The 23,596-nt window shown below is 70.4% G+C and carries 17 protein-coding genes; 12 read left to right on the top strand and 5 right to left on the bottom strand.

Annotated features, from left to right (window positions below):
* The first annotated feature begins 60 nt into the window (after positions 1–60).
* From ABB34_RS08965 to ABB34_RS08940, 6 genes are all read left to right on the top strand, one after another.
* A complete protein-coding gene (locus tag ABB34_RS08965; RefSeq protein WP_057640976.1) occupies positions 61–1,683 on the top strand; it encodes a sensor domain-containing diguanylate cyclase in 1,623 nt (540 codons plus the stop codon).
* A gap of 195 nt (positions 1,684–1,878) precedes the next feature.
* Positions 1,879–2,409, top strand: a complete 531-nt coding sequence (locus ABB34_RS08960; RefSeq protein WP_057640975.1) for a hypothetical protein — start codon at positions 1,879–1,881, stop codon at positions 2,407–2,409.
* Positions 2,410–2,536: 127 nt separating this feature from the next.
* Complete coding sequence (locus tag ABB34_RS08955) at positions 2,537–4,033, top strand: beta-N-acetylhexosaminidase (protein ID WP_057640974.1); 1,497 nt, start codon at positions 2,537–2,539, stop codon at positions 4,031–4,033.
* 132 nt (positions 4,034–4,165) lie between these two features.
* Positions 4,166–4,609: an Rrf2 family transcriptional regulator gene (locus ABB34_RS08950; protein WP_057640973.1), complete on the top strand. Its 444-nt coding sequence runs from the start codon at positions 4,166–4,168 to the stop codon at positions 4,607–4,609.
* 2 nt (positions 4,610–4,611) lie between these two features.
* Positions 4,612–5,535 (top strand): NAD(P)/FAD-dependent oxidoreductase, encoded by a 924-nt coding sequence (locus ABB34_RS08945; protein WP_057640972.1) that lies wholly within the window; start codon positions 4,612–4,614, stop codon positions 5,533–5,535.
* Positions 5,532–6,203: a class I SAM-dependent methyltransferase gene (locus ABB34_RS08940; RefSeq protein ID WP_057640971.1), complete on the top strand. Its 672-nt coding sequence runs from the start codon at positions 5,532–5,534 to the stop codon at positions 6,201–6,203. The genes ABB34_RS08945 and ABB34_RS08940 overlap by 4 nt, the downstream gene beginning before the upstream one ends.
* A 233-nt stretch (positions 6,204–6,436) precedes the next feature.
* Here ABB34_RS08940 and ABB34_RS08935 read toward each other — a convergent pair whose 3' ends face one another.
* The 3 genes from ABB34_RS08935 to ABB34_RS08925 are packed head-to-tail and all read right to left on the bottom strand — an operon-like array spanning position 6,437 to position 11,162.
* Positions 6,437–7,852 carry an efflux transporter outer membrane subunit gene (locus tag ABB34_RS08935; protein WP_245625428.1) on the bottom strand — a complete coding sequence of 472 codons (1,416 nt, stop codon included), beginning with the start codon at positions 7,850–7,852 and terminating at the stop codon, positions 6,437–6,439.
* Positions 7,853–7,860: 8 nt separating this feature from the next.
* Entirely contained in the window at positions 7,861–9,813 is a 1,953-nt protein-coding gene (locus tag ABB34_RS08930; protein WP_057640969.1) for a MacB family efflux pump subunit, read from the bottom strand.
* On the bottom strand, positions 9,810–11,162 hold the full coding sequence (locus ABB34_RS08925) for an efflux RND transporter periplasmic adaptor subunit (RefSeq protein WP_057640991.1): 1,353 nt from the start codon (positions 11,160–11,162) through the stop codon (positions 9,810–9,812). Before ABB34_RS08925 ends, ABB34_RS08930 begins: the two co-directional genes overlap by 4 nt.
* Positions 11,163–11,381: 219 nt before the next feature.
* On the opposite strand from ABB34_RS08925, the gene ABB34_RS08920 reads away from it, so the two are divergent.
* The 4 genes from ABB34_RS08920 to ABB34_RS08905 all read left to right on the top strand — a co-directional run bounded on the left by ABB34_RS08920 (position 11,382) and on the right by ABB34_RS08905 (position 19,827).
* On the top strand, positions 11,382–12,092 hold the full coding sequence (locus ABB34_RS08920; protein ID WP_152979562.1) for a response regulator: 711 nt from the start codon (positions 11,382–11,384) through the stop codon (positions 12,090–12,092).
* Positions 12,089–13,489 (top strand): ATP-binding protein, encoded by a 1,401-nt coding sequence (locus ABB34_RS08915; protein WP_057640967.1) that lies wholly within the window; start codon positions 12,089–12,091, stop codon positions 13,487–13,489. The genes ABB34_RS08920 and ABB34_RS08915 overlap by 4 nt, the downstream gene beginning before the upstream one ends.
* Positions 13,490–13,705: 216 nt before the next feature.
* Entirely contained in the window at positions 13,706–16,690 is a 2,985-nt protein-coding gene (locus tag ABB34_RS08910; RefSeq protein WP_083490130.1) for a ligand-binding sensor domain-containing diguanylate cyclase, read from the top strand.
* Between the two features lie 116 nt (positions 16,691–16,806).
* Complete coding sequence (locus tag ABB34_RS08905) at positions 16,807–19,827, top strand: ligand-binding sensor domain-containing diguanylate cyclase (RefSeq protein ID WP_083490129.1); 3,021 nt, start codon at positions 16,807–16,809, stop codon at positions 19,825–19,827.
* Between the two features lie 239 nt (positions 19,828–20,066).
* On the opposite strand, the gene rnt is transcribed toward ABB34_RS08905, so the two are convergent.
* Entirely contained in the window at positions 20,067–20,696 is a 630-nt protein-coding gene (rnt, locus tag ABB34_RS08900) for a ribonuclease T (protein ID WP_057640966.1), read from the bottom strand.
* Between the two features lie 97 nt (positions 20,697–20,793).
* Between rnt and ABB34_RS08895 the strand changes: the two genes are divergently transcribed.
* A complete protein-coding gene (locus tag ABB34_RS08895; protein WP_057640965.1) occupies positions 20,794–21,681 on the top strand; it encodes an acyltransferase in 888 nt (295 codons plus the stop codon).
* Between the two features lie 133 nt (positions 21,682–21,814).
* Positions 21,815–22,732, top strand: a complete 918-nt coding sequence (locus tag ABB34_RS08890) for a M14 family metallopeptidase (protein ID WP_057640964.1) — start codon at positions 21,815–21,817, stop codon at positions 22,730–22,732.
* A 157-nt stretch (positions 22,733–22,889) separates the two neighbouring features.
* Here the strand turns inward: ABB34_RS08890 and ABB34_RS08885 are convergent.
* The coding region (locus ABB34_RS08885; RefSeq protein ID WP_057640963.1) for an ArgP/LysG family DNA-binding transcriptional regulator at positions 22,890–23,596 on the bottom strand (707 nt) is incomplete at its 5' end.

The following is a 23,596-nucleotide window of genomic DNA, read 5'->3' as shown; positions in this document are numbered from 1 at the left end:
TCATTCATGCCCGCCGCCGTGCTGGACTGGACGATCATGCTTCGATGACCATAATTCCGCATGCCCACCACCTCCACGCCCTCCGCACACCTGCTGCAACTCCTGCCCGAGGCGGTGGTGCAAACCGATGCGCTGTGGGAGATCACCTACCTGAACCCGGCGTGGCACACGCTCACCGGCCATCCGCTGGAGACGGCGCTCGGCCGGTCCCTGCTTGAATTCGTGCATCCCGACGACGTCGGCACCCTGCGCTCGGGCATGCCGGTGTTCCGGCTGCGCTTCGCCGACGCGGACTATCGTTGGATGCGGCTGCAGCTCCACCCGGAGTTGGATGCGGCGGAGCGGGTGATCAGCCGCCAAGGCGTGCTGATCGAGATCACCGAGGTCACCGAGCAGGTACTGGTGGAGGTCCGCCAGCGCTTCCTGCGCCTGCTGGAAACCATCGATGGCGTCGTCTGGGAAGCCGAGCGCGGCGTGGGCAATACCTTCCTGAGTCCGCAGGTCGAGCGGCTGTTCGGCTACACGGTGGAGGAATGGCGTTCCGATCCGGGTTTCTGGCGCTCGCGCGTGCACCCCGACGATCTGGCGGAAGCCCTGGTCATCGACGATGCCGCGTACAACGCCACGCACAGCCATGCCTACGAGATGAGTTACCGGCTGATCGCCAAGTCCGGCAAGGTGGTGTGGGTGCGCGACCTGTGCCGCGCGGTGGTCGAGCCGGGGCGGCCGAACCGCATGATCGGCCTGATGATCGACGTGACCCGGCAGAAGAACACGGAGCTGGAGCTGCTGCGCTCCGACAACCGCTATTCGCTCGCCACCCGCGGCTCCAACGACGGCATCTGGGATTGGGACCTGCGGACGGATGCGCTGCATGCGTCCGAGCGCTTCCACGAGATCGTCGGGCTGGGCGGCACCCACCACGTGCACGACGGGGGCTGGCATTTTCTCCAGCAGCTGATCGATCCCGATGACCGCGGGCGGGTGCAGGCCGCCTACCGCAGGCACCTGTCGGGGGACAGCCCGAACTTTTCGGTGGATTTCCGCGCGTTCCACCGCTCGGGGCGGCTGGTGTGGGTCAACTGGCGCGGGGTCGCCGAGTTCGAGGACGGCGTCGCCGTGCGCATGGCGGGTTCGTTGAGCGACCTGGCCGAACGCGGCAGTTCCTACGATGCCCTGACCAACCTGCCCGGCCGGCCGTTGTTCCGCGACCGCCTCGCGCATGCCATCGCGCTGCACCGGAACGAGGCCGCGAGAGGCGATGAGGTGCCGACACGCGGTGGCACCACGATGTTCGCGGTGCTGCTGCTGGACCTCAACCGGTTCAAGACTGTCAACGACACCCTGGGGCACCATGTGGGCGACCAGTTGTTGCAACAGGTGGCGCGCCGGCTCGAATCCTGCGTGCGCACGGTCGATCTGGTCGCGCGCATGAGCGGCGACGAGTTCAACGTGCTGCTCGAATCCATCGATCCGGCCGAAGCCGCCGACCGCGCCCGGCAGATTGCCGCCGCCCTCGCGGTGCCCTATGAGATCGGCGCGCACACCGTGGCCAGCGGTGCGAGTATCGGGCTGGTCAGCAGCGAATCCGGCCTGGCGACCATCGATGACTACCTGCGCGCCGCGGACGCGGCCATGTACCGGGCCAAGAGCCAGTCATTGGGCGTGTGCGTTTTTTCATGACGCATATCCTTGTGCGTCACCCTTTGGGTGGCTTCGCCGTGAAAGACGGCTGTCCTGCCGTTCTTTCAGTGGAGGGATGCTGAACCCCCCCCGGTCGCCCTGTGAACGACGCGTTGCGAACGGGCATGCCGTCTCACGTGTTTTCCACCGTGGAACTGCTAAACGGAGGGCAATCCCGAGTAGCAGGAGTTGGCCATGTCCGACAATCCCATTACCGGTGAGGTGTCCAACAGCAAGCTGGCTGCGGTCTTCCCGATGCCGGCATCGGCGCGGGCGGCGGCGGTGGAGCTGGTCGAACAACTGGGCTTCCAGCCCGCGCAGGTGAAGGTGATCACCGCGGACACCCGCGACGTCGACATCAAGCTGGAGCCGGAAGGCGGCGGCATCTGGCGCACGATCGTGCTCGCGCACCTCAAACTGTGCCTGCTCGGCGCGGTGGTGGGCGGCCTGGTGTTCGCGGCGATGATGTGGGCGGGCGTGCCGTACGTGGAGAGTTCGCCGTGGGCCGCGGGCGGCTGGTGGGTGCTGTACGGGGCGATCGGCGGCCTGTTCCTGGGCGGGCTGGTGGCATTGCGTCCGGATCACGATCGCTACATCCAGGCCGTGCGCAAGGCGATCGCGGCCGGTGGCGGCGCGGTGGTCGTCCATGCGCTTTCGACCGCGCAGCAGCAGGAAGCCGCGGGTTTCCTCGCCGGGCGTGGCGCCGACGTCACGCGGACCTTGTAGGCGGGCTTTGCCGGTGTTTCGTCAGGTACGGAAGGGCGGCTTGGCCTGCCGCGGGTGATCCGGGTGGTGGGGCCGGCCGGGGCCATGCAGAATGCCTGCGACTCCTTCGCCCGGATTGCCTGCCGAGATGAAATCGCCGATCAAGCCTGAAACCCTGCTGGCCTGCCTGCTCGCCGTCGCGGGCATCGCGTGTGGCCCGTCGTCGCAGGCCGCTGCCTTGCCATTGCATCTCGTGCCGGTGCCGCAGTCGGTGGAAACGCAGCCCGGCGAATTGCAGATTTCCGGCGCGGTGGCGGTGGATGCGGCCGAGGCCGCGCCCGATGCGAAGCGCGCATTGGCCGAGGCGCTGGCCGGGCTGGGCATCGCCAGAGATGATGCGGCGGCAACGCGCATCCACCTGCAATTGGTGGAGGATGCGGCGCTGGGCGAGGAGGGCTACCGGCTGGTGGTGGCCGACGACATCCGCCTGAGCGCGCAGACCGATGTCGGCCTGCTGCATGCGGTGCAGAGCCTGCGCCAGTTGCTGCCGGCGCGGGCACAGCCGGGTTACGCGCTGCCGCATGTCGTCATCACCGATGCCCCGGCCTATCGCTGGCGCGGCCTTTCGCTGGACGTGGCGCGCAGCTTCCTGCCGGTCGAATACCTGCAGAAGACCATCGACCGCATGGCCTTCTTCAAGTTGAACCGGCTGCACCTGCACCTGACCGACGACCAGGGCTGGCGCATCGAGATCAAGCGCTACCCGAAGCTGGTGGAGATCGGTGGCGCCAGCGCGGTCAAGGGCGGCCGCAGCGGCTTCTACACGCAGGAAGAATTGCGAGAGTTGGTGGCCTACGCGCAGGCGCGCGGTATCACCCTCGTGCCGGAGATCGACATGCCCGGCCACGTGCAGGCGGCGCTGGCCTCGTACAACGAGCTGGCCTGCGACGACGTGGAGAACCTGTCGCCCTATTCGGGGCTGGAAGTGGGTTTCAGCGTGCTGTGCCTGGACAAGCCGGAGGTGGTGTATCCCTTCGTCCGCAACGTGCTGGAAGAGGTGCTGGCGGTTTTCCCGTCCAAGGAAATCCACATCGGCGGCGACGAGATCAAGCACCCGCTGTATGCCGACTTCGTGGCCCGCACCGCGGCGATGGTGGAGGAAATGGGGCGCACCGCCATCGCGTGGGAAGAGGGGTCGGTGGCCGATACCAACCCCGACGTGGTGTTTCAGCTCTGGAATGATGGTTACGACATCAGTGCGGCGGTGGCGAAGGGACACCCGCTGATCCTGTCGCCGTGCTCGTATTTCTACATCGACCACGGCAATTACGCCGGCCAGCCCGAAACCTACGACTGGTGCCGCAAGGAGGGCGTGCCGCTGGCGCGGCTCTACGGCTTCGACCCGGCGCCATTCACGACCGCGGTGGGCATCGAGGCGGCGCTGTGGACGGAGCTGGTGCACACCGACGCGGCGGCGGACAACCGGCTGTGGCCGCGGCTGGCGGCGACCGCGGAACTGGCGTGGAGCCCGGCCGGGCAGCGCGGTTACGCCGGCTTCGTGCAGCGCGTGGGCGCGCTGCGCGGGCATCTGGATGCGATGGGTATCGACTACCACGCCGAGCCGGATCTGGGCTGGGCGAAGTGATCGTGGATTTCCAGGCCATTTGATTCTGGAGGCACGGACAGTTGTCCTGAGTATCAAGCGCAGTCGGCTTGACGGAGTCCACGGTCCAGATCGGACTTGACATGCACTTCGATATGAAACATCGTTAGTTACATGAAACGCGACAGCCGCCTGTCGTCCGTCCTGCACGCGCTGCTGCACATGGCCGAGCAGGAGGGGCCGATCACTTCCGACGCCCTGGCCCAATGCCTGGGCACCAACCCGGTCGTCGTCCGGCGCACCATGGGGTATTTGCGGGAGGCAGGTATCGTGACTTCGGATCGAGGCCACGCGGGTGGATGGCGCATCCATGCCGACCTTGGCTCCGTCACCCTTCGCCAGTTGCACGAAGCACTGGGCGAACCGGCCATGTTTGCCATCGGCAACCGCAACGAGGCACCGGAGTGCCTGGTCGAGCAGGTGGTGAATGCCGCGCTCGAAGGCACTATTGCCGAAGCCGAGGCGCTGCTGCTGAAGCGGTTCTCGGAAGTCACCCTCGCCGATCTGGCCGCTGACTTCGCGCGCCGGCATGCGGCGGCACGACGCAAAAGGGGGTGACCATGCACCACGACGTCATCGTCATCGGTGGAAGCTATGCGGGAATGGCCGCAGCCCTGCAACTGGTGCGTGCGCGCAGGTCCGTGCTGGTGATCGATGCGGGCGAGCGGCGCAACCGTTTCGCCCGCCATTCGCACGGGTTTCTTGGTCAGGATGGCGTCCCCCCCGGCGAGATCGCAGCGAGCGCGCGCCGCCAACTCGGGGCCTATTCGACACTGAACTGGCTTGAAGGCCGGGTCGAAGCCGTTACGGGGCAGGTGGATGAATTCACCGTCAAGACGTCTGACGGCGGAGCGTACCGAGGCCGCCGCATCTTGCTGGCCACCGGCGTAGCCGATCAGTTGCCCGCAGTCGAGGGCCTCGCCGAGCGTTGGGGCACGGCGATCTTCCATTGTCCCTACTGCCATGGATACGAACTCGGCCAAGGCTGCATTGGCATTGTCGGTACGGGCCCGATGTCCATCCACCAGGCCGAACTGCTGACCGATTGGGGCAGTGTGACCCTGCTCGTCAATGGCGCTGTGGAACTGAGTCAAGAGGTCAGGTCCACCCTGGAGCGCCGGGGCGTAATGATCGAGGAGACAGCCATTGACAGAATCGAGGGACATGCCGACGTGATGCTGGCCGACGGGCGTCTACTCCGATTTGCTGGCCTGTTTACAGCGACACGCACTTCTCCTTCTGGTTCTCTGGTCGAGGCAATGGGCTGCGTGTTGGAAGAGACGCCCATGGGCATGCAGATCCTCACCGATGCCGAGAGCAGGACCTCGGTGAGTGGGGTATTTGCCTGCGGTGACGTGGCGCGGGCACCCCATTCGGTGTCGCTGGCCGTGGGCAACGGTGCCATGGCAGGTGCCCAGGTCCATCGTTCGCTGCTTTGGCCCGAAACCATCGTTCCCGTGCAAGCCGAAGGCCGTGTTCGATGACGCTGTTCTCCGACCCGGCTGCTGTATCGGGCTATGCAGAGAGGACTGCGAAGATCGTACCGGGCCTTCGGGACCTGCACCGGATGGCGGGCGTGCTGCTGGCCGAGCACGCGCCTGCCGACGCACGCATCCTGGTGCTCGGCGCCGGTGGTGGGATGGAATTGAAGGCCATTGCCGAGATGCAGCCAGGTTGGCACTTCGACGGCATCGATCCATCCGCCCGTATGCTCGACCTGGCCCGCATGACTCTGGGATCACTGATGCCGCGCGTGCGCCTGCACGAAGGCTATATCGATAGTGCGCCCAAGGCGCCCTTCGATGGCGCGGTCTGCCTGCTGACGCTGCATTTCCTGCCGCCAGTTGAACGCCTGCAGACGTTGAAGCAAATATTTATGCGGCTCAAGCCCGGGGCGTCCCTTGTCGTCGCGCATCACAGCTTTCCCATTGGAGGTGCTGCCGGAGACCGGTGGCTCGCGCGCAATGCGGCATTCGCGGCCGCGTCTGGCGTGCCTGCGGTGCAGGCCGAAGGCAGCATGGCAATCAAGGAGCGATTGCCCGTGCTCTCGCCCGAGCAGGACGCCGATCTGCTGCGCGAGGCCGGATTCACGGACATCGTCCTTTTCTATTGCGCATTCACCTTCAAGGGGTGGGTTGCCCGCAGGTCATGAGAGACAGGGGCCCTTCGGCTTTGTGATGGCCCGCTGTCGCCCTGCCGCTACCGGCCACTCGTAACAGGCCCGGATGACCGGGTCGTGCCGCATAGCCACGACCGTCGCCATGTAGAGAGCACTGCGCACCATCGCCCGTTCCCATCGGCAGATGAGTTGGGAGAAGGGGTTTCTGCTGAGATGTACCGGTGATGTCCCATCGCGCACCAAGGCACGCTCCCATGGTGTGCTACTCAGGCGCCACCGCCCAGCGCCTTGTAGAGGGTCACGTCGTTGACCAGTTGGCTGCGGCGGGCCTGCGCCAGCGACAGTTCGGCATTGCGGCGGGTCTGCTGTGCTTCCAGCCAGGTGCGCAGGTCGGTGGCGCCGGCGCGGTAGCGCACTTCGTACAGGCGGGCGATTTCCACCGCCTCGTCGTGCGAGGCCTGTGCTGCGGCGACCTGCTCGGCCAGCCGCTCGCGCGCGGACAGGGCGTTGTCCACTTCCGACAGGGCGGTGTGCAGCGTCTTGCGGAAGTCGTTGGCGGCGATCTGGTAGGACAGGTCGGCCGAGTCGATGTTCAGCTGCATCTGCCGGAACTTCAGGAACGGCAGGCTCAGGCCCGCGCCCAGCGTCGCCACCGGGTTGCGCAGCACGTCGCCGAGCGAGGGCGCGGAGCTGCCGACCGAGCCGGTCAGGCTCAGGCTGGGGTAGTAGCTGGTGGCGGTGACCTTGATGTTGGCCAGCGACTGGCGCAGCCGCAGTTCGGCCGCGCGCAGGTCGGGGCGGCGCGCCAGCAGTTCGGCCGGCAGGCCTTCGGCGATGGCCGGGCTGTGGGCGATGTCCAGGTCCTGCGGTTCGTCGGCCAGCGGCCACGGCTGGCCGTCCAGCAGCACGGTCAGGGCGTTGCGGGTTTCCACCCGCTGCTGTTCCAGCTGCGCCTGCGCGGCGCGCTGGCTCTCGATGTTCTGCCGCGCCTGCCGCACCTCCAGCCGCGACACCGCGCCGGCATCGAACTGCGACTGCACCAGCGCGGCGGTGCGCTCCAGCCGCTCCAGGTTGGCCTGGCCGCTGGTGATGGCCTGGTTGAGGTAGGCCAGCTGCCAGTACAGCTCGCAGCTCTGGCCGATCAGGCTGAGCACGGTGTTCTGCAGGTCCTGCGCGGTGGCCTGCGCTTCCCAGCGGGCGATGTCGCGCTGGCCGCGCAGCTTGCCCCACAGGTCCAGTTCCCAGCCCAGTGAAACGCCGGCGCTGTGGTTGCGCGACCAATCGTCGCCGCTGTCGATGGCGCGGCTGCCGTTGGCGCTGGCCGAGCCGGAGGCCTGCGGCCACAGCTCGGCGCCGGCCAGCCCGGCCTGCGCGCGGGCGCGCTCCAGCTTCAGGCCGGCCGAGGCCATGTCGGTGTTGCCGTCGAGCACGCGCTCGACCAGCCGGTCCAGCCGCGGGTCGGCGAAATCCTGCCACCACGCATCGGCGCGGACGTCGGCCGGCGGTGCGGTGAGGTCGCGCTCGATGGCCTGCACCGGCGCGTTGGCGGCGGCATCGCCGCGGCCGTAGCCGGTGGGCACCCGCAGGTCGGCGGCCGGGTCGGCGCTGGGCGTGGTGGCGCAGCCGGCGACCAGCACGGCGAGGGCGGCGGAGAGCAGCAGGGGACGGAAGGAACGGTTCATGGTCATCTTCATTCGCGGGCCAATGCCTCGACCGGGTCGAGCTGGGCGGCGTTGCGGGCCGGCAGGAAACCGAACGCCACGCCGATCAGGGTCGAGCAGGCGAAGGCGGTGACGATCGAGCCGGTGGAGAACAGCAGGGTGAAGCTGGCGCCGAAGCTCTTGAACGCCCAGCCGATGCCCAGCGCCAGGGCGATGCCGAGCACGCCGCCGAGCAGGCACACCAGCACCGCCTCGATCAGGAACTGCTGGCGGATGTCGCTCTGCCGTGCGCCCACGGCCATGCGCACGCCGATCTCGCGGGTACGCTCGGTCACCGACACCAGCATGATGTTCATCACGCCGATGCCGCCCACCACCAGCGCGATGGCGGCGATGGCGCCGATCAGCAGGGTCATGGTGCGGGTGGTGGACTCGATGGTCTCGCGGATCTCGGCGGTGTTGCTGAGGAAGAAATCCTCGGTGCCGTGGCGCAGGGTCAGCAGCCGGGTGATGGCCGACTGCGCCGCGTCCATCGGCGTGTCGTCCTTGACCCGCAGGGTGATGCTGCTGAGGTAGCTCTGGCCGAGCATGCGCGCCATCACCGTGGTGTAGGGCACCCACACGTTGAGGCTGGTGCTGCCGCCGAAGCCCATCGACTGGCGCTTGGCGATGCCGATCACCCGCGCCGGCACGTTGCCCAGCAGCACCACCTGGCCCAGCGGGTCGTCGCCGCCGAACAGCTGGCTGGCGGTGTTCTCGTCGATCACCACCACCTGCGCCAGTGCCTTGACCTCGCCGGCGTCGAAGTAGCGGCCGGACACCAGGGTCATGCCCTTGACCCGGAAATACTGCTCGCCGATGCCGCTGACCTGCGCCGAGGCGGCCTTGTTGCCGACCCGCGCGGTCACCGAACTGGACACGCTGGGGGTGGCGCTGTCGATGTAGCTCTGCGTGGCCAGCGCGTCGGCGTCGCTGCCCTTGAGCGTCTGCACCCGGCCCGAGCGCATGTCGCCGAAGCCGCGGCCGGGGTACACGTCGATGGTGTTGGTGCCCAGCGCGCTGATGTTCTGCAGGATCTGCTGCTGCGAGCCGTTGCCCATCGCCACCACCGACACCACCGAGGCGATGCCGATGATGATGCCGAGCATGGTCAGGAAGGTGCGCAGGCGGTGCGCGTTCATCGCCAGCAGGGCCATGCGGAAGGCTTCGAGGAAGCGGTCGCGCGCGGCCTGGAAGGTGCTGCCGCCGGTCTTCGGCGGTGCCGTGCGCCGCTGCGGCTGGAATGCCGGGGCCTTGTCGTTGCGGCGGTCGGCGACGATTTCGCCGTCGTGGATCTCGATGATGCGCTGGGCGTGCTCGGCCACGTGCATGTCGTGGGTGACGATGATGATGGTGTGGCCCTCGGCATGCAGCTCGCCGAGGATCTTCATCACTTCCTCGCCCGAGGCGCTGTCCAGCGCGCCGGTGGGCTCGTCGGCCAGGATCACCTCGCCGCCGTTCATCAGCGCGCGCGCGATCGACACGCGCTGCTGCTGGCCGCCGGACAGCTGGCCGGGCTTGTGGCCCATGCGCTCGTCCAGCCCCAGCCGCGCCAGCAGCGCCTCGACACGCTGGCGCCGCGCCGCCGCCGGGGTGCCGGCGTAGACGGCCGGCACTTCCACGTTGCCGCGCGCGTCGAGGTCGCCGAGCAGGTGGTAGCGCTGGAAGATGAATCCGAAGTGCTCGCGGCGCAGTTCGGCCAGTTCGTCCGGCTCCATCCTGCCGGTCTCGCGCCCGGCCACCTTGTAGGAGCCGACGGTGGGGCGGTCCAGGCAGCCGAGGATGTTCATCAGCGTGGACTTGCCCGAGCCGGATTGGCCGACGATGGCGACCATCTCGCCGGCATGGATGTCGAGGTTGACGTCCTTGAGCACGGCGATGGTGTCCTCGCCGGCCGGGAACTCGCGGCGCAGGTCGCGCAGTTGCAGCAGCGGCTGGTTCATCGGCGCGGGCCGCCCATCATCATCGGCCCGCGCATGGTGCTGCGGGCGCTGGCGCGCTCGGCGTCGGTCACTTCGCCGACCACCACCAGGTCGCCTTCGGCCAGGCCTTCGAGCACCTCGACGCTGGAGCCGTTGTTCAGGCCGGCCTTGATCCGGCGCGGCTCGGGCTGGCCGTCCTTGCCGACCACGCGCACGATGTAGCTGTTGCTGGTGGCGAGTGCGGCCGCATCGGGCTGCTGCTGGCGGCGCGGGCGCTGTGCGCCGTCGCCCTGCGCGCGTGCCGCGTTGCCGCTGCCGCGCTGGCGCGGGGCGTCGCCTTCGGCACGGCCGGGGCCGCCCTCGGGCACCTTGGGGCCGAGCGCGACGGTGGGGATCAGCAGCGCGTCCCTGGCCTGCGCCAGCAGTACCGACACCTGCGCAGTCATGTCGATGCGCAGGGTGCCGTCCGGGTTCTCCACGTCGAACAGCGCGTTGTAGTAGACCGCCGAGCTGGAGCTGGACGAGGACGAGCTGCTGCTGGTGCTGTCCGAGCTGATCGAGGCCGGCGCCGGGTTCACCGTGCGCAGTTTCGCTTCGTAGCGGTGGTCCGGGTTGCCGAGGATGGTGAAGTACACCGGCATGCCGGCCTTGACCTTGACCACGTCGGCCTCGGAGATCTCGGCGTTGACCGTCACCAGGTCCAGCCGCGCCAGCTTGACGATGGTCGGCGCCGACTGGTTGGCGTTGACGGTGCGGCCTTCCTCGGCCACCACCGCCACCACGGTGCCGTCGATCGGTGCGGTGATGCGGGTGTAGCCGAGGTTGGCGCGGGCGGTGCCCAGCTCGGTTTCGCGCTGCCGGGTCTGCGCGTCGAGTGCGCGCACCTGTGCCCGCGCGGTGGCCAGCTTGGCCTCGGCGCTTTCGTACTCGGCGCGCGAGGTGGCCTCGTCGGCCAGCATCTGCTTCTGCCGCGCGAACGCCAGCTCGGCCTCGCGCAGGGTGGCCTGCTGCACCGCGCGCTGGGCGCGGATGTTCTCCAGCGCCGCCTCGGCGTTCATCAGGCTGTTCTGCTGGGTGGTGGAATCGATCTCGGCGATCAGGTCGCCCTGCTTGACCACGTCGCCCAGTTGCACCTTCAGCGACTTGATCTGGCCCGAGGCCTGGGCGCCGACGCTGACCAGCGTGTAGGCGTCGATCACGCCGGTGGCGTCCACGGTCTGCTCCAGGTTGCCGCGGGTCACCGGCGAGGTCGCCAGCGAGGGCGCGGCCGGCTTGCGCAGGCCCCAGTAGAGGGCGGCGGCGACCGCCACGAGCAGGGCGGCGGCCAGCAGGAGGCGGTTGCGGCGGGTCTTGGGCAGGGGCAACTTCACGGTGGTCTCGCGCTCGGGGCCGCTGAATGCGGCGTCGGCGACAGTCTGGCCGGCGCGCACGGCGGCCACAACGCACGGCATGTGTCGGCGTGTGTCGGCGGGCGGGTATGGTGTATCGCCGTGTATCAAGCGGTGCGGTCGATGCAGTGCGAAACACGCGCGGGCGCGCATTCCGGCGCGCGAGCGGGGATCATTGGCGCCATGAAGGAAACCCAAACCATGCACCGCCTGCTGGTGGTCGACGACGACAGCGACATCCGCGGCCTGCTGGCCGAGCAGCTCGGCCGCGCCGGTTACGCGGTGAGCACCGCCGCCGATGGCGCGCAGATGCGCCAGGCGCTGGCGCGCGAACACGTCGACCTGATCGTGCTCGACCTCAACCTGCCGCGCGAGGACGGGCTGTCGCTGTGCCGCGAGCTGCGCGCGCGCTCTTCCACGCCGGTGATCATGCTCACCGCCCGCGCCGAGCCGATCGACCGCGTGCTCGGGCTGGAGATGGGTGCCGACGACTACCTGGCCAAGCCGTTCGAGCCGCGCGAACTGCTGGCGCGCATCCGCAACGTGCTGCGCCGGACCGAGGCGCTGCCGGCCAACCTGGAACCGCTGGCGATGCGCCGGGCCACGTTCTCCGGCTGGGTGTTCGACCTCGAGCGCCGCCACCTGGTCGATCCGGCCGGGCGCGTGGTGATGCTGTCCGGCGCCGAGTTCCGGCTGCTGCGGGTGTTCGTTGCGCATGCCAACAAGGTGCTCTCGCGCGAACAGCTGGTGGCGCTGAGCAGCGGCCGCAGCTACGAGGCGCAGGACCGCGCCATCGACCTGCAGGTCAGCCGCCTGCGGCAGAAGCTCGGCGATGCCGGCGGCAGCGACGGGCTGGTCAAGACCGTGCGCAACGAGGGCTACGTGTTCGCCAGCGCGGTGGAACTGGAATGACGCGGCTGCGGCGGTTCCTGTCGTCGATGGCCGGGCGGCTGTTCGTGATCCTGCTGCTGGGGATGATGGCCGCGGCGATCGGCGCCACCGCGCTGGCCGGGATGCGCCGCGCGCAGGAGTTCGAGCGGCAGAACCTGGCGCGCATCGCCGACCGCCTGCAGGGCTTCGTCAACCTGCTCGACGGCAACCCGGAACTGCGTTCGCGGTTGCTGGCGGTGGGCGGGCCGAGCGTGCGCGCGGTGCGCGGCGACTACCGCACCGGCGACGACGATCGCGACTTGATGGACGTCCTCGCCCGGCGCGAGGGGCCGGTGGCCGCCGCGCGCGTGCGCGCCACCAGCTACCGCAGCTGCCTGCCGCCGCTGCCGGAGTTCATGCCCTCGCGCGAGCGCGGCGGGCACCGCCACCCGCGCGAACGCGACCCCGGTTTCACCCCGCCGCGTTGCCGGCTGGTGGAGCTGCAGCTGAGCGACGGCACGCCGCTGCGGCTGGCGCTGGAATACCCGGCGGTGGCGCGCAGCGCCGGCTCGGCGTTCGACCCGCTGTTCCTGTCGCTGCTGGCGCTGGCCATCGCGGTGCTGGCCTACGTGGTGGCGCGCATCGCCAGCACCCCGCTGCAACGGCTGGCCGCCGCCGCCACCGAGCTGGGGCAGGACCTGCAGCGTGACCCGCTGCCGGTGGCCGGGCCGCTGGAGGTGCGGCGCGCGGCCGAGGCGTTCAACGCCATGCAGCAGCGCCTGCAACGCCACCTCGGCGAACGCACGCAGATGCTGGCGGCGATCACCCACGATCTGCAGACCCCGGTCACGCGGCTGCGGCTGCGATTGGAGAACGTCGCCGACGACGCACTGCGCGAGCGCCTGATCGCCGACCTGGCCGCGATGCAGGCGCTGATCCGCGAAGGGCTGGAGCTGGCGCGCAGCGCCGAGAGCGCCGAGCAGCGCGCCGCGCTCGATCTGGATTCGCTGCTGGAAAGCGTGGCCGAGGACGCGGCCGAGGCCGGCCATGCGGTGGCCTTCGAGCAGGGCTGCGGCGCGGTGCTGATGCTGCGGCCGCTGGCGATGCACCGGTTGTTCTCCAACCTGGTGGACAACGCGGTCAAGTACGGGCACGCCGCGCGCATCCGCGCCGAGGTGCGCGATGGGCAGGTCGAAGTACGCATCCGCGACGACGGCCCCGGCCTGGCGGCGGAGGAACTGGAAGCGGTGTTCACCCCGTTCCTGCGACTGGAAACCTCGCGCTCGCGCGAAACCGGCGGCGCCGGCCTCGGCCTGACCATCGCCCGTGCGTTGGCCGAGAAGGACGGCGCCACGCTGCAACTGCGCAACCATCCCGAGGGCGGGCTGGAGGCGGTGGTCAACTGGCCGGCCCCGGCCTGGAATCCGGCGCGGCGTTGACGGCTGCGCGTCCAACGTTCCCTGTCAATGAACCAATCGCGTTCATCGTGGATCGCCCGCCGGGATGGCAGGGCGGTTGCCTCACGATTGCTCACGCAATGTGTCGGATCGGAAGGCGCGCCATGCAGCGCCACGCACGGCATTCACCTTCCGCGTTCATGTAGCATGGCCGCGATGACGCCCGCGCCAGCCCAGCTCACGCCCCCGCCGCGGTGGATGCACCGGTGCATCGGGGCGTGGACGCTGCTGCTGGCCCTGTGCATGGCCCCGGCGGCGCTGGCCGCCGGCGTCAACGGCGACCTCGGCGACTACACCCACGACGTCTGGACCACCCGCGACGGCCTGCCGCACAACACCATCAACGATATGGCCCAGAGCGGCGAGGGCTACCTGTGGCTGGCCACCTGGGAAGGGCTGGTGCGCTACAACGGCAACGAGTTCCGCCTGTACGACCGCCGCAGCCAGCCGGCGCTGCGCGACAGCGCCATCGCCGCGCTGTACGCCGGCCGCAACGGCGGGCTGTGGTTCGCCGACTCGCGCGGCAACCTCGGCCGCTGGCAGTCCGGCGACCGGCTGCGCTACTGGGGCCGCGCCGAGGGCCTGCCCGGCACCGTCATCGACGGCGTGTTCGAGGACGCGCAGGGGCAGGTGTGGATCACCCTGAACGGCACCGGCCTGGGCCGCCTGCAACCGGCCAGCGGCCGCTTCGACCTGCTGCGGCCGGCGGAGCAGGGCAGCGGCTTCGTCGGCATCCGCCCGGCGCAGGGCGAGGACGGGCGGTTGTGGATCGGCACCCTGCGCGGGCTGATGTACGTGGATGGCAACCGCCTGCTGCCGGCCCCGGCCACCTTCAAGCTGCCGCCGGGGCTGGCCTGGCCGTACCGCGCGCCGGACGGGCGCATCTGGGTGGTGGCCGGCAACACGCTCTACCGCATGCATGGCGACGAACTGCGCGCGTGGCGCACGCTGCCGCGGGCCGGGCGCATCACCGCGCTGCTGCAGGATGGCTACGGCACGTTGTGGCTGGGCACCGAGAACCGCGGCGTGCTGCGGGTGGGCGAGGACGGCGTCGAGCAGGTCGGGCGCGGCATGGGCCTGCCCGAGGGCCGGGTGGCGGTGTTGTTCGAGGACCACGAACACAGCCTGTGGGCCGGGGTCAACGGCGGCCTGTACCGCCTGCGCGAGGCCCTGTTCGGCACCATCGGCGTGCAGGCCGGGCTGGGCAACGACTTCGTGCGCACCCTGGCCGAGGACGGGCAGGGCCGGGTATGGATCGGCGGCAGCAGCGGGCTGGACGCGGTGGAGCCCGATGGCCGCATCCACCACGTCGTGCTGCAGCCGGCCAACGCCAACCGCGGCGAGGTGTCGGTGCTGGCCCTGCTCGCGCTCGACGGCGAGCTGTGGGCCGGCACCTATGGCGACGGCCTGTACCGCCTGCGCGACGGCCACACGCTGGCCCGCTACGACCACGACGACGGCCTGCCCAACAACCACGTGCGCTCGCTGGCGCGCGCCCGCGACGGCGGCCTGTGGATCGGCACCCGGCAGGGCGTGGGGCTGCTGCGCGATGGCGTGGTGCAGCCGTTGCAGGCCCCCGGCCTGCCGCGCACGCTGGTGCACGCGCTGCTGGAAACCGAGCGCGGCGAACTGTGGATCGCGGCCCTGTCCGGCCTGTACCGCTATGCCGACGGTGTGGCCGAGCGGATCCCGCTGGGGGACGGCGACGACGATGGCCGCCGGGTGCTGGCGCTGTACCACGACGCCGCCCGCGACGCCCTGTGGATCAGCAGCGACCGCGGCCTGTACCGGCTGCGTGGCGGCACGCTGGCGCACGTCGGGTTGGAACAGGGGCTGCCGGTGGACGCGGTGTTCCAGATGGTGGTCGATGGCCACGGCTCGGCGTGGCTGGGCAGCAACCGCGGCGTGCTGCGCATGGACTACGCCCAGCTCGACGCGGTGGCCGATGGCCGCGCCGAACGGGTCGGCGTGGACCTGTACGGCAACCGCGACGGCATGGCCAATGCGCAGGGCAATGGCGGCTCCGGCACCAGCACGCTGCTGGCCAGCGATGGCGCGGTGTGGTTCGCCACCGCCGGCGGCGCGGCGGTGGTGCAGCCCGAGCGCATGCGCCGCTTCCGCGAACTGCCGCCGCCGACGGTGGTGGTGGAAGGGCTGCTGGCCGATGGCCGGCCGCTGTCGTTCGTCGAGCCGGGCGAAGTGCGGGTGCCGGCCGGCACCCGGCGCCTGGCGATCTCCTACGCCGCGCTGACCTACCTGTCGCCGCAGGGCGTGCGCTACCGCAGCCGGCTGGACGGCTTCGACCGCGACTGGGTGCCGCGCGGCAGCCACCGCACCGTCGAGTTCACCTCGCTGCCGCCGGGCGACTACACCTTCCGGGTGGAGGCGGCCAACGGCGAGGGCGCGCAGACCGGCGAGGGCGCGGTCCTGCACCTGCGCATCGAACCGTACTGGTGGCAGCGCGCCTCGGTACGCGTGGCCGCGGCACTGGCGCTGGCATTGCTGGCGTTCGGCCTGTACCGGCGGCGGCTGGCGCAGTACCGGCGCGATACCACGCGGCTGGAGCGGCTGGTGGACGAGCGCACCGGCGACCTGAAGCGGCAGGCCGAGCAACTGGCCGAGGCCGACCGCGAGAAGCAGGGGCTGCTCGACCGCCTGGGCGCGCAGGCGCGGCTGCTGGAGCGGCAGGCCCACCAGGACGCGCTGACCGGCCTGCCCAACCGCCGCGCGTTCGAGGAGCGCGCGGCGGCCGAGATCGCGCGCATGCAGGCGGGCGCGGCATTGTCGCTGGCGGTGCTGGACATCGACCGCTTCAAGCGCATCAACGACGAGCGTTCGCACGCCACCGGCGACGCGGTGCTGCGCCGCTTCGCGCAGGTGGCGGGCGAGGCCTGCCGGCCCGGCGATTTCATCGCCCGCCACGGCGGCGAGGAGTTCGTGCTGCTGCTGCCGGGGCTGCCGCTGCCGGCGGCGCTGGCGCTGTGCGAGCGCCTGCGCGCGGCGGTGCAGGATTCGGACCTGGCCGAGGTGGCGCAGGGCCTGCCGGTCACGGTCAGCATCGGCGTGGTCGAAGGCGCGGGCGGGGCCGGGCTGGATGCGCTGATGCAGGCCGCCGACGCGGCGCTGTACCGCGCCAAGAACGGCGGCCGCAACCGGGTGGAGAGCGCGGGGCGGCTGGCCTGATGCGCCATGAATGGCGGGCCGGCGCGGGCTGCGCCGGTGGGGCGGGCGCCCTACCATATGCCGAATCCACCCACGCCGTACCCATGACCCCACCCCGGCCTGCCCGTACCGCCCCGATGTCGTCGCCGCCCCGGCGGGCATGGTTCCCGGCAAGAGTGCTTGCGGCGTGGCTGGTGCTGCTGTGGGGGGCGTGCCTGCCGCCGCCGGCCCTTGCCGCCGACCCCGGCAGCGCGGCCGACGCCACCCCGCCGTTGCGCGACTACGCCATCGACATGTGGACCTCGCGCAACGGGCTGCCGCACAACTCGCTGCGCGCCATCGCCCAAACCCCCGAGGGCCACCTGTGGTTCGCCACCTGGGAAGGACTGGTGCGCTACAACGGCCTGGACTTCATCGTCTACGATCGCGGCTCCACGCCGGGCCTGCTCGACAACGGCGTCGGCGCCCTGCACGTGGATTCGGATGGCGCGTTGTGGATCAGCGATTCGCGCGGCAACGTGCTGCGCCGCGCGCTGGATGGCCGCTGGGACGGCTGGCCGCGGCAGGCGCCGGCGCCGGAGGTGCTGATCCAGGCCATGCGCAAGGACAGCAAGGGCCGGCTGTGGCTGCTGTACGAAGGCCGCGGCCTGGGCTACCTGAGCGCGGACGGGGAATTCGTGTTCGAGCCGCCGCCGCCCGGCGTGCCGATGGGCATGACCCACACCTGGATGGAGGTCGACGCGCAGGACCGGGTATGGGTGGGCACCCTGGACGGGCTGGTGGTGCGCGGCACCGACGGCGTGCTGCGCCGGGTGCCGGACGACTACGGCCTGTCGCACGGCGTGGTCTGGCCCTACCGCGCGCCCGATGGCGTGTTGTGGATCGTGGCCGACGGCGCGCTGTACCGCCTGCAGGGCGACCGCCCGCAGCTGGTACGGCGGCTGCCCGGCATCACCCACGCCACCGCGATGCTGCAGGACCGCCACGGCGACCTGTGGCTGGGCACCGAGAACCAGGGCCTGTTCCGCGTCGGCAACCACGGCGTGGAGCACATGCCGGATGCGCGCATGCCGCCGCGCGGGCGCATCGTCTCGCTGCTGGAGGACGCCGAAGGCAGCATCTGGGCCGGCGCCAACGGCGGCCTGTACCGGCTGCGCGAAACCCTGTTCAGCAGCTATACCCACAGCGACGGCCTGAGCGGCGACTATGCGCGCGCGCTGCTGGAGGACGACCGCGGCCGGCTGTGGATCGGCGGCGCCTCCGGCTTGGACCGGATGGAGCGCGACGGCCGCATCGCCCCGGTGCCGCTGCGCAACCGTGCCGGCAAGCCACCTTCGATACTGAGCCTGGCGCGCGACGGCGCCGGCGACGTGTGGGCCGGTACCTTCGGCGACGGCGTGTTCCGCATCGCCGCCGGCAGCGACAGGGTCAGCCGTTTCGACGCGGCCGACGGCCTGCCCGGCGGCAACGTGCGGGTGATGGCCGCCGACCACGGCGGCCACGGCGTGTGGCTGGGCACCCAGCGCGGGGTGGTGCGGATCGAGGACGGCCGCGTGCAGGTGCCGGCCACCCCGGGCCTGCCCACCGGGCTGGTGACCGCGCTGTACAGCGCCGACGACGCGCTGTGGATCGGCACCATCGAGGGCGTGCGCGTGCTGCGCGACGACGGCGTGCAGCGGCTGGCGCTGGACGAACTGGGCGGCGGCCGCAGCGTGTTCGGCTTCCTGCAGATCGGCAACGCGATGTGGATCGCCAGCGACCGCGGCCTGTACCGCTACCGCGACGGGAAGCTGGCGCGGGTGGGGCTGGAGCAGGGCATGCCGGTGGACACCGTGTTCCAGATGGTGCCCGACCGCCTCGGCAACGTCTGGATCAGCAGCAACCGCGGCGTGCTGCGCACCGACATGCGCGCGCTGGAGGACGTGGCCGACGGCCGCAGCCCGAAGCTCGCGGTGGAGCACTACAACGAGATCGACGGCATGTCCAACGCGCAGGCCAACGGCAGCACCGGGCCGTCGGCGCTGCTGCGCCGGGACGGCACCTTCTGGGTGGCCACCGCCGGCGGGGTGAGCACGGTCGACCCGCTGCGGCTGCTGCGCTTCCGCGAGCGCCTGCCGCCGCCGGCGGTGATCGAGGGCGTGAGCGTGGACGGCGTGCCGGTGCGCTGGCAGGGCACGCAGCGCAACTCGCTGCCGGGCGGGCGCCGGGTGACGGTGGACTACGTGGGCCTGAGCTACCTGATGTCCGACCGCATCCGCTACCGCACCTGGCTGGAAGGGCTGGACAAAGGCTGGATCGAGCGCGGCGGCCAGCGCAGCGTCGAGTTCCTCGGCCTGCCGCCGGGCGACTACACCCTGCACATCTCCGCCGCGCACCCGGGCGGGCACTGGAGCGGCAGCGGCGCGGCGTGGAGCTTCACCGTCGAACCGCGGCTGTGGCAGCGGCGCGACGTGCAGGCCGGTGCCGTCGTGCTGCTGTTGCTGGCGCTGGTGGCGCTGTACCGCTACCTGATCCACCGCCACGAAACCCGCAGCACCCGCCTGGCGCAGCAGGTGGCCGAGCGCACCGCCGACCTGCGCGAACAGGCCGAGCGGCTGCTGGCCGCCAACCAGGAAAAGGCCGCGCTGGCCGAGCGCCTGCGCGAGCAGGCCGACGCCTTCGAGCGGCAGGCGCACGAGGACCCGCTGACCGGCCTGCCCAACCGCCGCGCCTTCGACGAAGGGCTGGCGCGCGACTTCGCCCGCTCCCAGCGCAGCGGCCAGCCGCTGTGCCTGGTGGCGCTGGACATCGACCACTTCAAGCGGGTCAACGACACCTGGTCGCACAGCGTCGGTGACCAGGTGCTGCGCGAGGTGGCGCGGCTGCTGGCCGCCAGCAGCCGCGACTCGGACCTGCCGGCGCGGCTGGGCGGCGAGGAGTTCGCGCTGCTGCTCAACGACACCACGCTGGAGGAGGCCGAACTGGTGTGCATGCGCCTGCGCGGCCTGTTCCACTCCCAGCGCAGCTGGGCCGGCATCGACGACCTGCGGGTGACGTTCAGCGCCGGGCTGGCGCTGCTCGGCCCCGGCGACCGCACCCCGACGCTGCTGTTCCAGCGCGCCGACAAGGCGCTGTACCAGGCCAAGAGCGAGGGCCGCGACCGCATCTGCCTCGGCTGAGTTCCCGCTCAGCTTGCCGGGGGCATTCCTCCGGAAACCGTAGGTCGGGGCTATGCCCCCGACATTCCGCATTGGTGCATCGCAGAAGCCATCGGGGCGGTAGCCCCGACCTACGTCGTCCGATCAGCGATCAAGCGCTACCGCCAGGGGGATGCACCACGGTGGGTGCCGACCGTTGGTCGACACGCATGCAACCCGCCGCCACGCGCGCCGCCCGACCAGTGGCCGGGCCGCACCGGTCAGCGGCCGCCCTGCGGCCAGCCGTTGACGATCTGGCAGAACAGCCGCGCGGTCTGCTCGGTGTCGTAGACCGCGCTGTGCGCCTGGTTGGCGTCCCATTCGAAACCGGCGGCCTGCACCGCGCGCGCCAGCACCGTCTGCCCGTAGGCCACGCCGGCCAGGGTCACCGTGTCGAACACGCTGAACGGATGGAACGGGTTGCGCTTGTGGCCGCTGCGCGCCACCGCCGCATTGAGGAAATTCAGGTCGAAATGGGCGTTGTGGCCGACCAGGATCGCGCGCTGGCAGTTGTGCTTCTTCAGCGCCGCGCGCACCGGCGCGAACACGTGCTCCAGCGCCTCGCGCTCGGGCTTGGCCAGCCGGAACGGGTGGTCGAGCACGATGCCGGTGATCTCCAGCGACTTGGGGTCGATGTCGGTGCCCTCGGCCGGCACCACGTGCGCGCAGCTGGTCTGGCCGGGCAGCAGCAGGCCGTTTTCGTCCATTTCCAGCGGAATGGCGGCGATTTCCAGCAGTGCATGCCGGTTCCAGTCGAAGCCGCCGGTTTCCACGTCCACCACCACCGGCAGGAAACCGCGGAAGCGTTGCGCCATCGGCGGGAAAGCGGGGGAATCGGCAGGTCGTGTCATCGCGACAGGTTAACAGAGCCGCCTGCCGCGGCCAGGCGGGAGTGGGGCGGTTTGCTACCCTGTGCCACCTTTTGCCACGCGCGCGCCCGCTTTTGCGATGAAATGGTTCCGCATCGTCCCGATCCTGCTGCTGATCGCACTCAACACGCTGCTGCACTGCGTGCCGCTGTTCGTGGTGGCGCTGTTCAAGGCGGTGCTGCCGCTGGCCGCGGTGCGGCGCGCCTGCAACCCGCTGCTGACCGGGCTGGCCGAGAGCTGGATCGGCGTGAACAGCACGATGATCGGCCTGTTCACCGATACCCGTTTCGAGGTGGGCGGCGATGCCGTGCTGGCGCGCGACGGCCACTACCTGGTGCTGGCCAACCACCAGAGCTGGGTGGACATCGTGGTGCTGCAGAAGGTGTTCAACCGCCGCATCCCGCTGCTGCGCTTTTTCCTGAAGCGCTCGCTGTTCTGGGTGCCGGTGCTGGGGCTGGCATGGTGGGCGCTGGATTTCCCGTTCATGGGCCGCTACAGCCGCAAGCAGATCGCGAAGAACCCCGAGCTGGGCCGGCGCGACATGGAAGTGACGCGCCGGGCCTGCGAGAAATTCCGCGACATCCCGGTGGCGGTGATGAACTTCGTCGAGGGCACCCGCTTCACCCGCGCCAAGCACGACGGCCAGTCCTCGCCGTTCCGGTACCTGCTCAAGCCCAAGTCCGGCGGCGTGGCCTTCGTGCTCGACGCGATGGGGCAGGGCCTGCATGCGCTGCTGGACGTGACCATCGTCTATCCCAAGGGCATCCCGTCGATGCTCGACCTGATGGCCAACCGCGTGCCGCAGGTGAAGGTGCTGGTGCGGCAATGGCCGATCCCGGCCGAACTGGCCGGTGGCGACTACCAGGGCGACCGCGGCTTCCGCGCCCGTTTCCAGCAATGGATGAACGGCCTGTGGCAGCAGAAGGACGAGGACATCGCCATGCTGCTGGAGCAATCGACCCCGTAGATGCGGGGCTTGCCCCGCATGGGGCCTGTAAAGCATCGCGTGGGGCAAGCCCCACGCCTACGGGAGCCCAGCCGCCCGCGGCGCGCCGCCACGGTTTAGAGTGCGGGCCTTTCCGCACCAACGAGGAGCCGCCATGACCACCGCCTTTTATCCCATCGGAACCCCCGGCCAGGCCTGGGGAGCGCAGGAGCGGGCGCAATGGCTGGCGCGGCAGCGGGTGCAGCGCAGCCATGCGGACGAGGTGGTGGCGAAGATCGACGCGCTGCGCGGGCGCTTCGATGTCTCGCAGTACGGGCAGCTGGACTACCCCTCCGGCCACTATCCGCTGCTGGCGATCCGCAGCCGCGGCTGGGACGACGCGCTGCCGGTGATGCTGGTCACCGGCGGCGTGCACGGCTACGAAACCAGCGGCGTGCAGGGCGCGCTGAAGTTCGTCGACCGGCACGCCGCCGACTACACCGGCCGCTGCAACCTGCTGGTCGTGCCCTGCGTGAGCCCGTGGGGCTACGAGCGCATCCAGCGCTGGAACGCGCTGGCGCTGGACCCGAACCGCTCCTTCGTGATCGACAGCCCGGCACCGGAATCGGCGGCATTGATGGCGCTGGTGGCGCCGCTGCGCGGCCGCTTCCTGATGCATATCGACCTGCACGAAACCACCGACACCGACGAGAGCGAGTTCCGGCCGGCGCTGGCCGCGCGCGACGGCAAGCCGTTCGAGCCCGGCGAAATCCCCGACGGCTTCTACCTGGTGGACGACAGCGAGAACCGCCAGCCGGCGTTCCAGCAGGCGGTGATCGAGGCGGTGGCGAAGGTGACGCACATCGCGCCGGCCGACGGCGATGGCCGGATCATCGGCTCGCCGGTGGTCGCGCACGGCGTCATCGAATACCCGCTCAAGGCACTGGGCCTGTGCGCCGGCATCAGCGACGCGCGCTACACCACCACCACCGAGGTGTACCCGGACAGCCCGAAGGCCACGCCGGAACAATGCGACGACGCGCAGGTGGCCGCGGTGCGCGGCGCGCTGGAATACGCGCTGGCGCACGGCTGAAACCGCCTGTCGCGGGTGTCATCGTCCCGGCGAAATGCTGCATGCGGGGCAAGCCCCGCATATACGCCGTAGGTACGGGGCTTGCCCCGTACAGGGCCTTCCCGGTGACTGCCGATGCGGCGCAAGCAAGGCGACGCCCAACGGCATCGCGCCATCCTCAACGCCGCTTGCGCACCAGCGCCGACGACGCCTGCAGGATCGCGCGGGTCAGCTGCGCCATCGACGCCACTTCGCCCTTCCAGTGCTGCCAGTACAGCGGCACGTCCTCCCACGCGCGCGCCTTGACGTAGACCAGCCGCCCGCTTTCCAGGTGGCGGCGCACCAGCGGCAGCGGGTTCATGGTCCAGCCGAGCCCGCCGAGGTTGGCGTGGACGAAGGCGCGGGTGGAGGGAATCCACCACGTGGGCGCATCCAGCGGCTGCGTCGAGCCGGCCAGCCGCTGCGCGTAGCGCGCCTGCATGTCGTCCTTGCGGTTGAACACCAGCACCGGCGCCTGCGCGAGCGCCTGCGCGGTGACGCCCCGGGCGAAGTGGCGGGCGTGGAACGCCGGGGTGCAGGTGGCGGCGTAGCGGATGCTGCCCAGTGCGTGGATCTGGCAGCCCTGCACCGGCTCGGATAGGGTGGTGACCGCGCCCAGCACCGCGCCCTGGCGCAGCAGCGCGGCGGTGTGGTCCTGGTCCTCGGTATGCAGGTCCAGGGTGGTGCTGCTGACTTGGGCGAAGGCCAGCGCGGCCTCGGGGAACCACGTCTCCATGCTGTCGTGGTTGACCGCGACCGGGATGCTGGCGCGCGGCAGTTCCGCGTCGGCCACGCCGATGCGCTCGAAGGCGTCGCGCTCCAGCAGCGCGGTCTGCTCGGCCAGCT

Origin of the sequence: Stenotrophomonas daejeonensis (assembly GCF_001431505.1) — a bacterium.
Taxonomy (GTDB): Bacteria; Pseudomonadota; Gammaproteobacteria; order Xanthomonadales; family Xanthomonadaceae; genus Stenotrophomonas; species Stenotrophomonas daejeonensis.
This window is presented reverse-complemented; position numbering and strand designations above follow the sequence as displayed.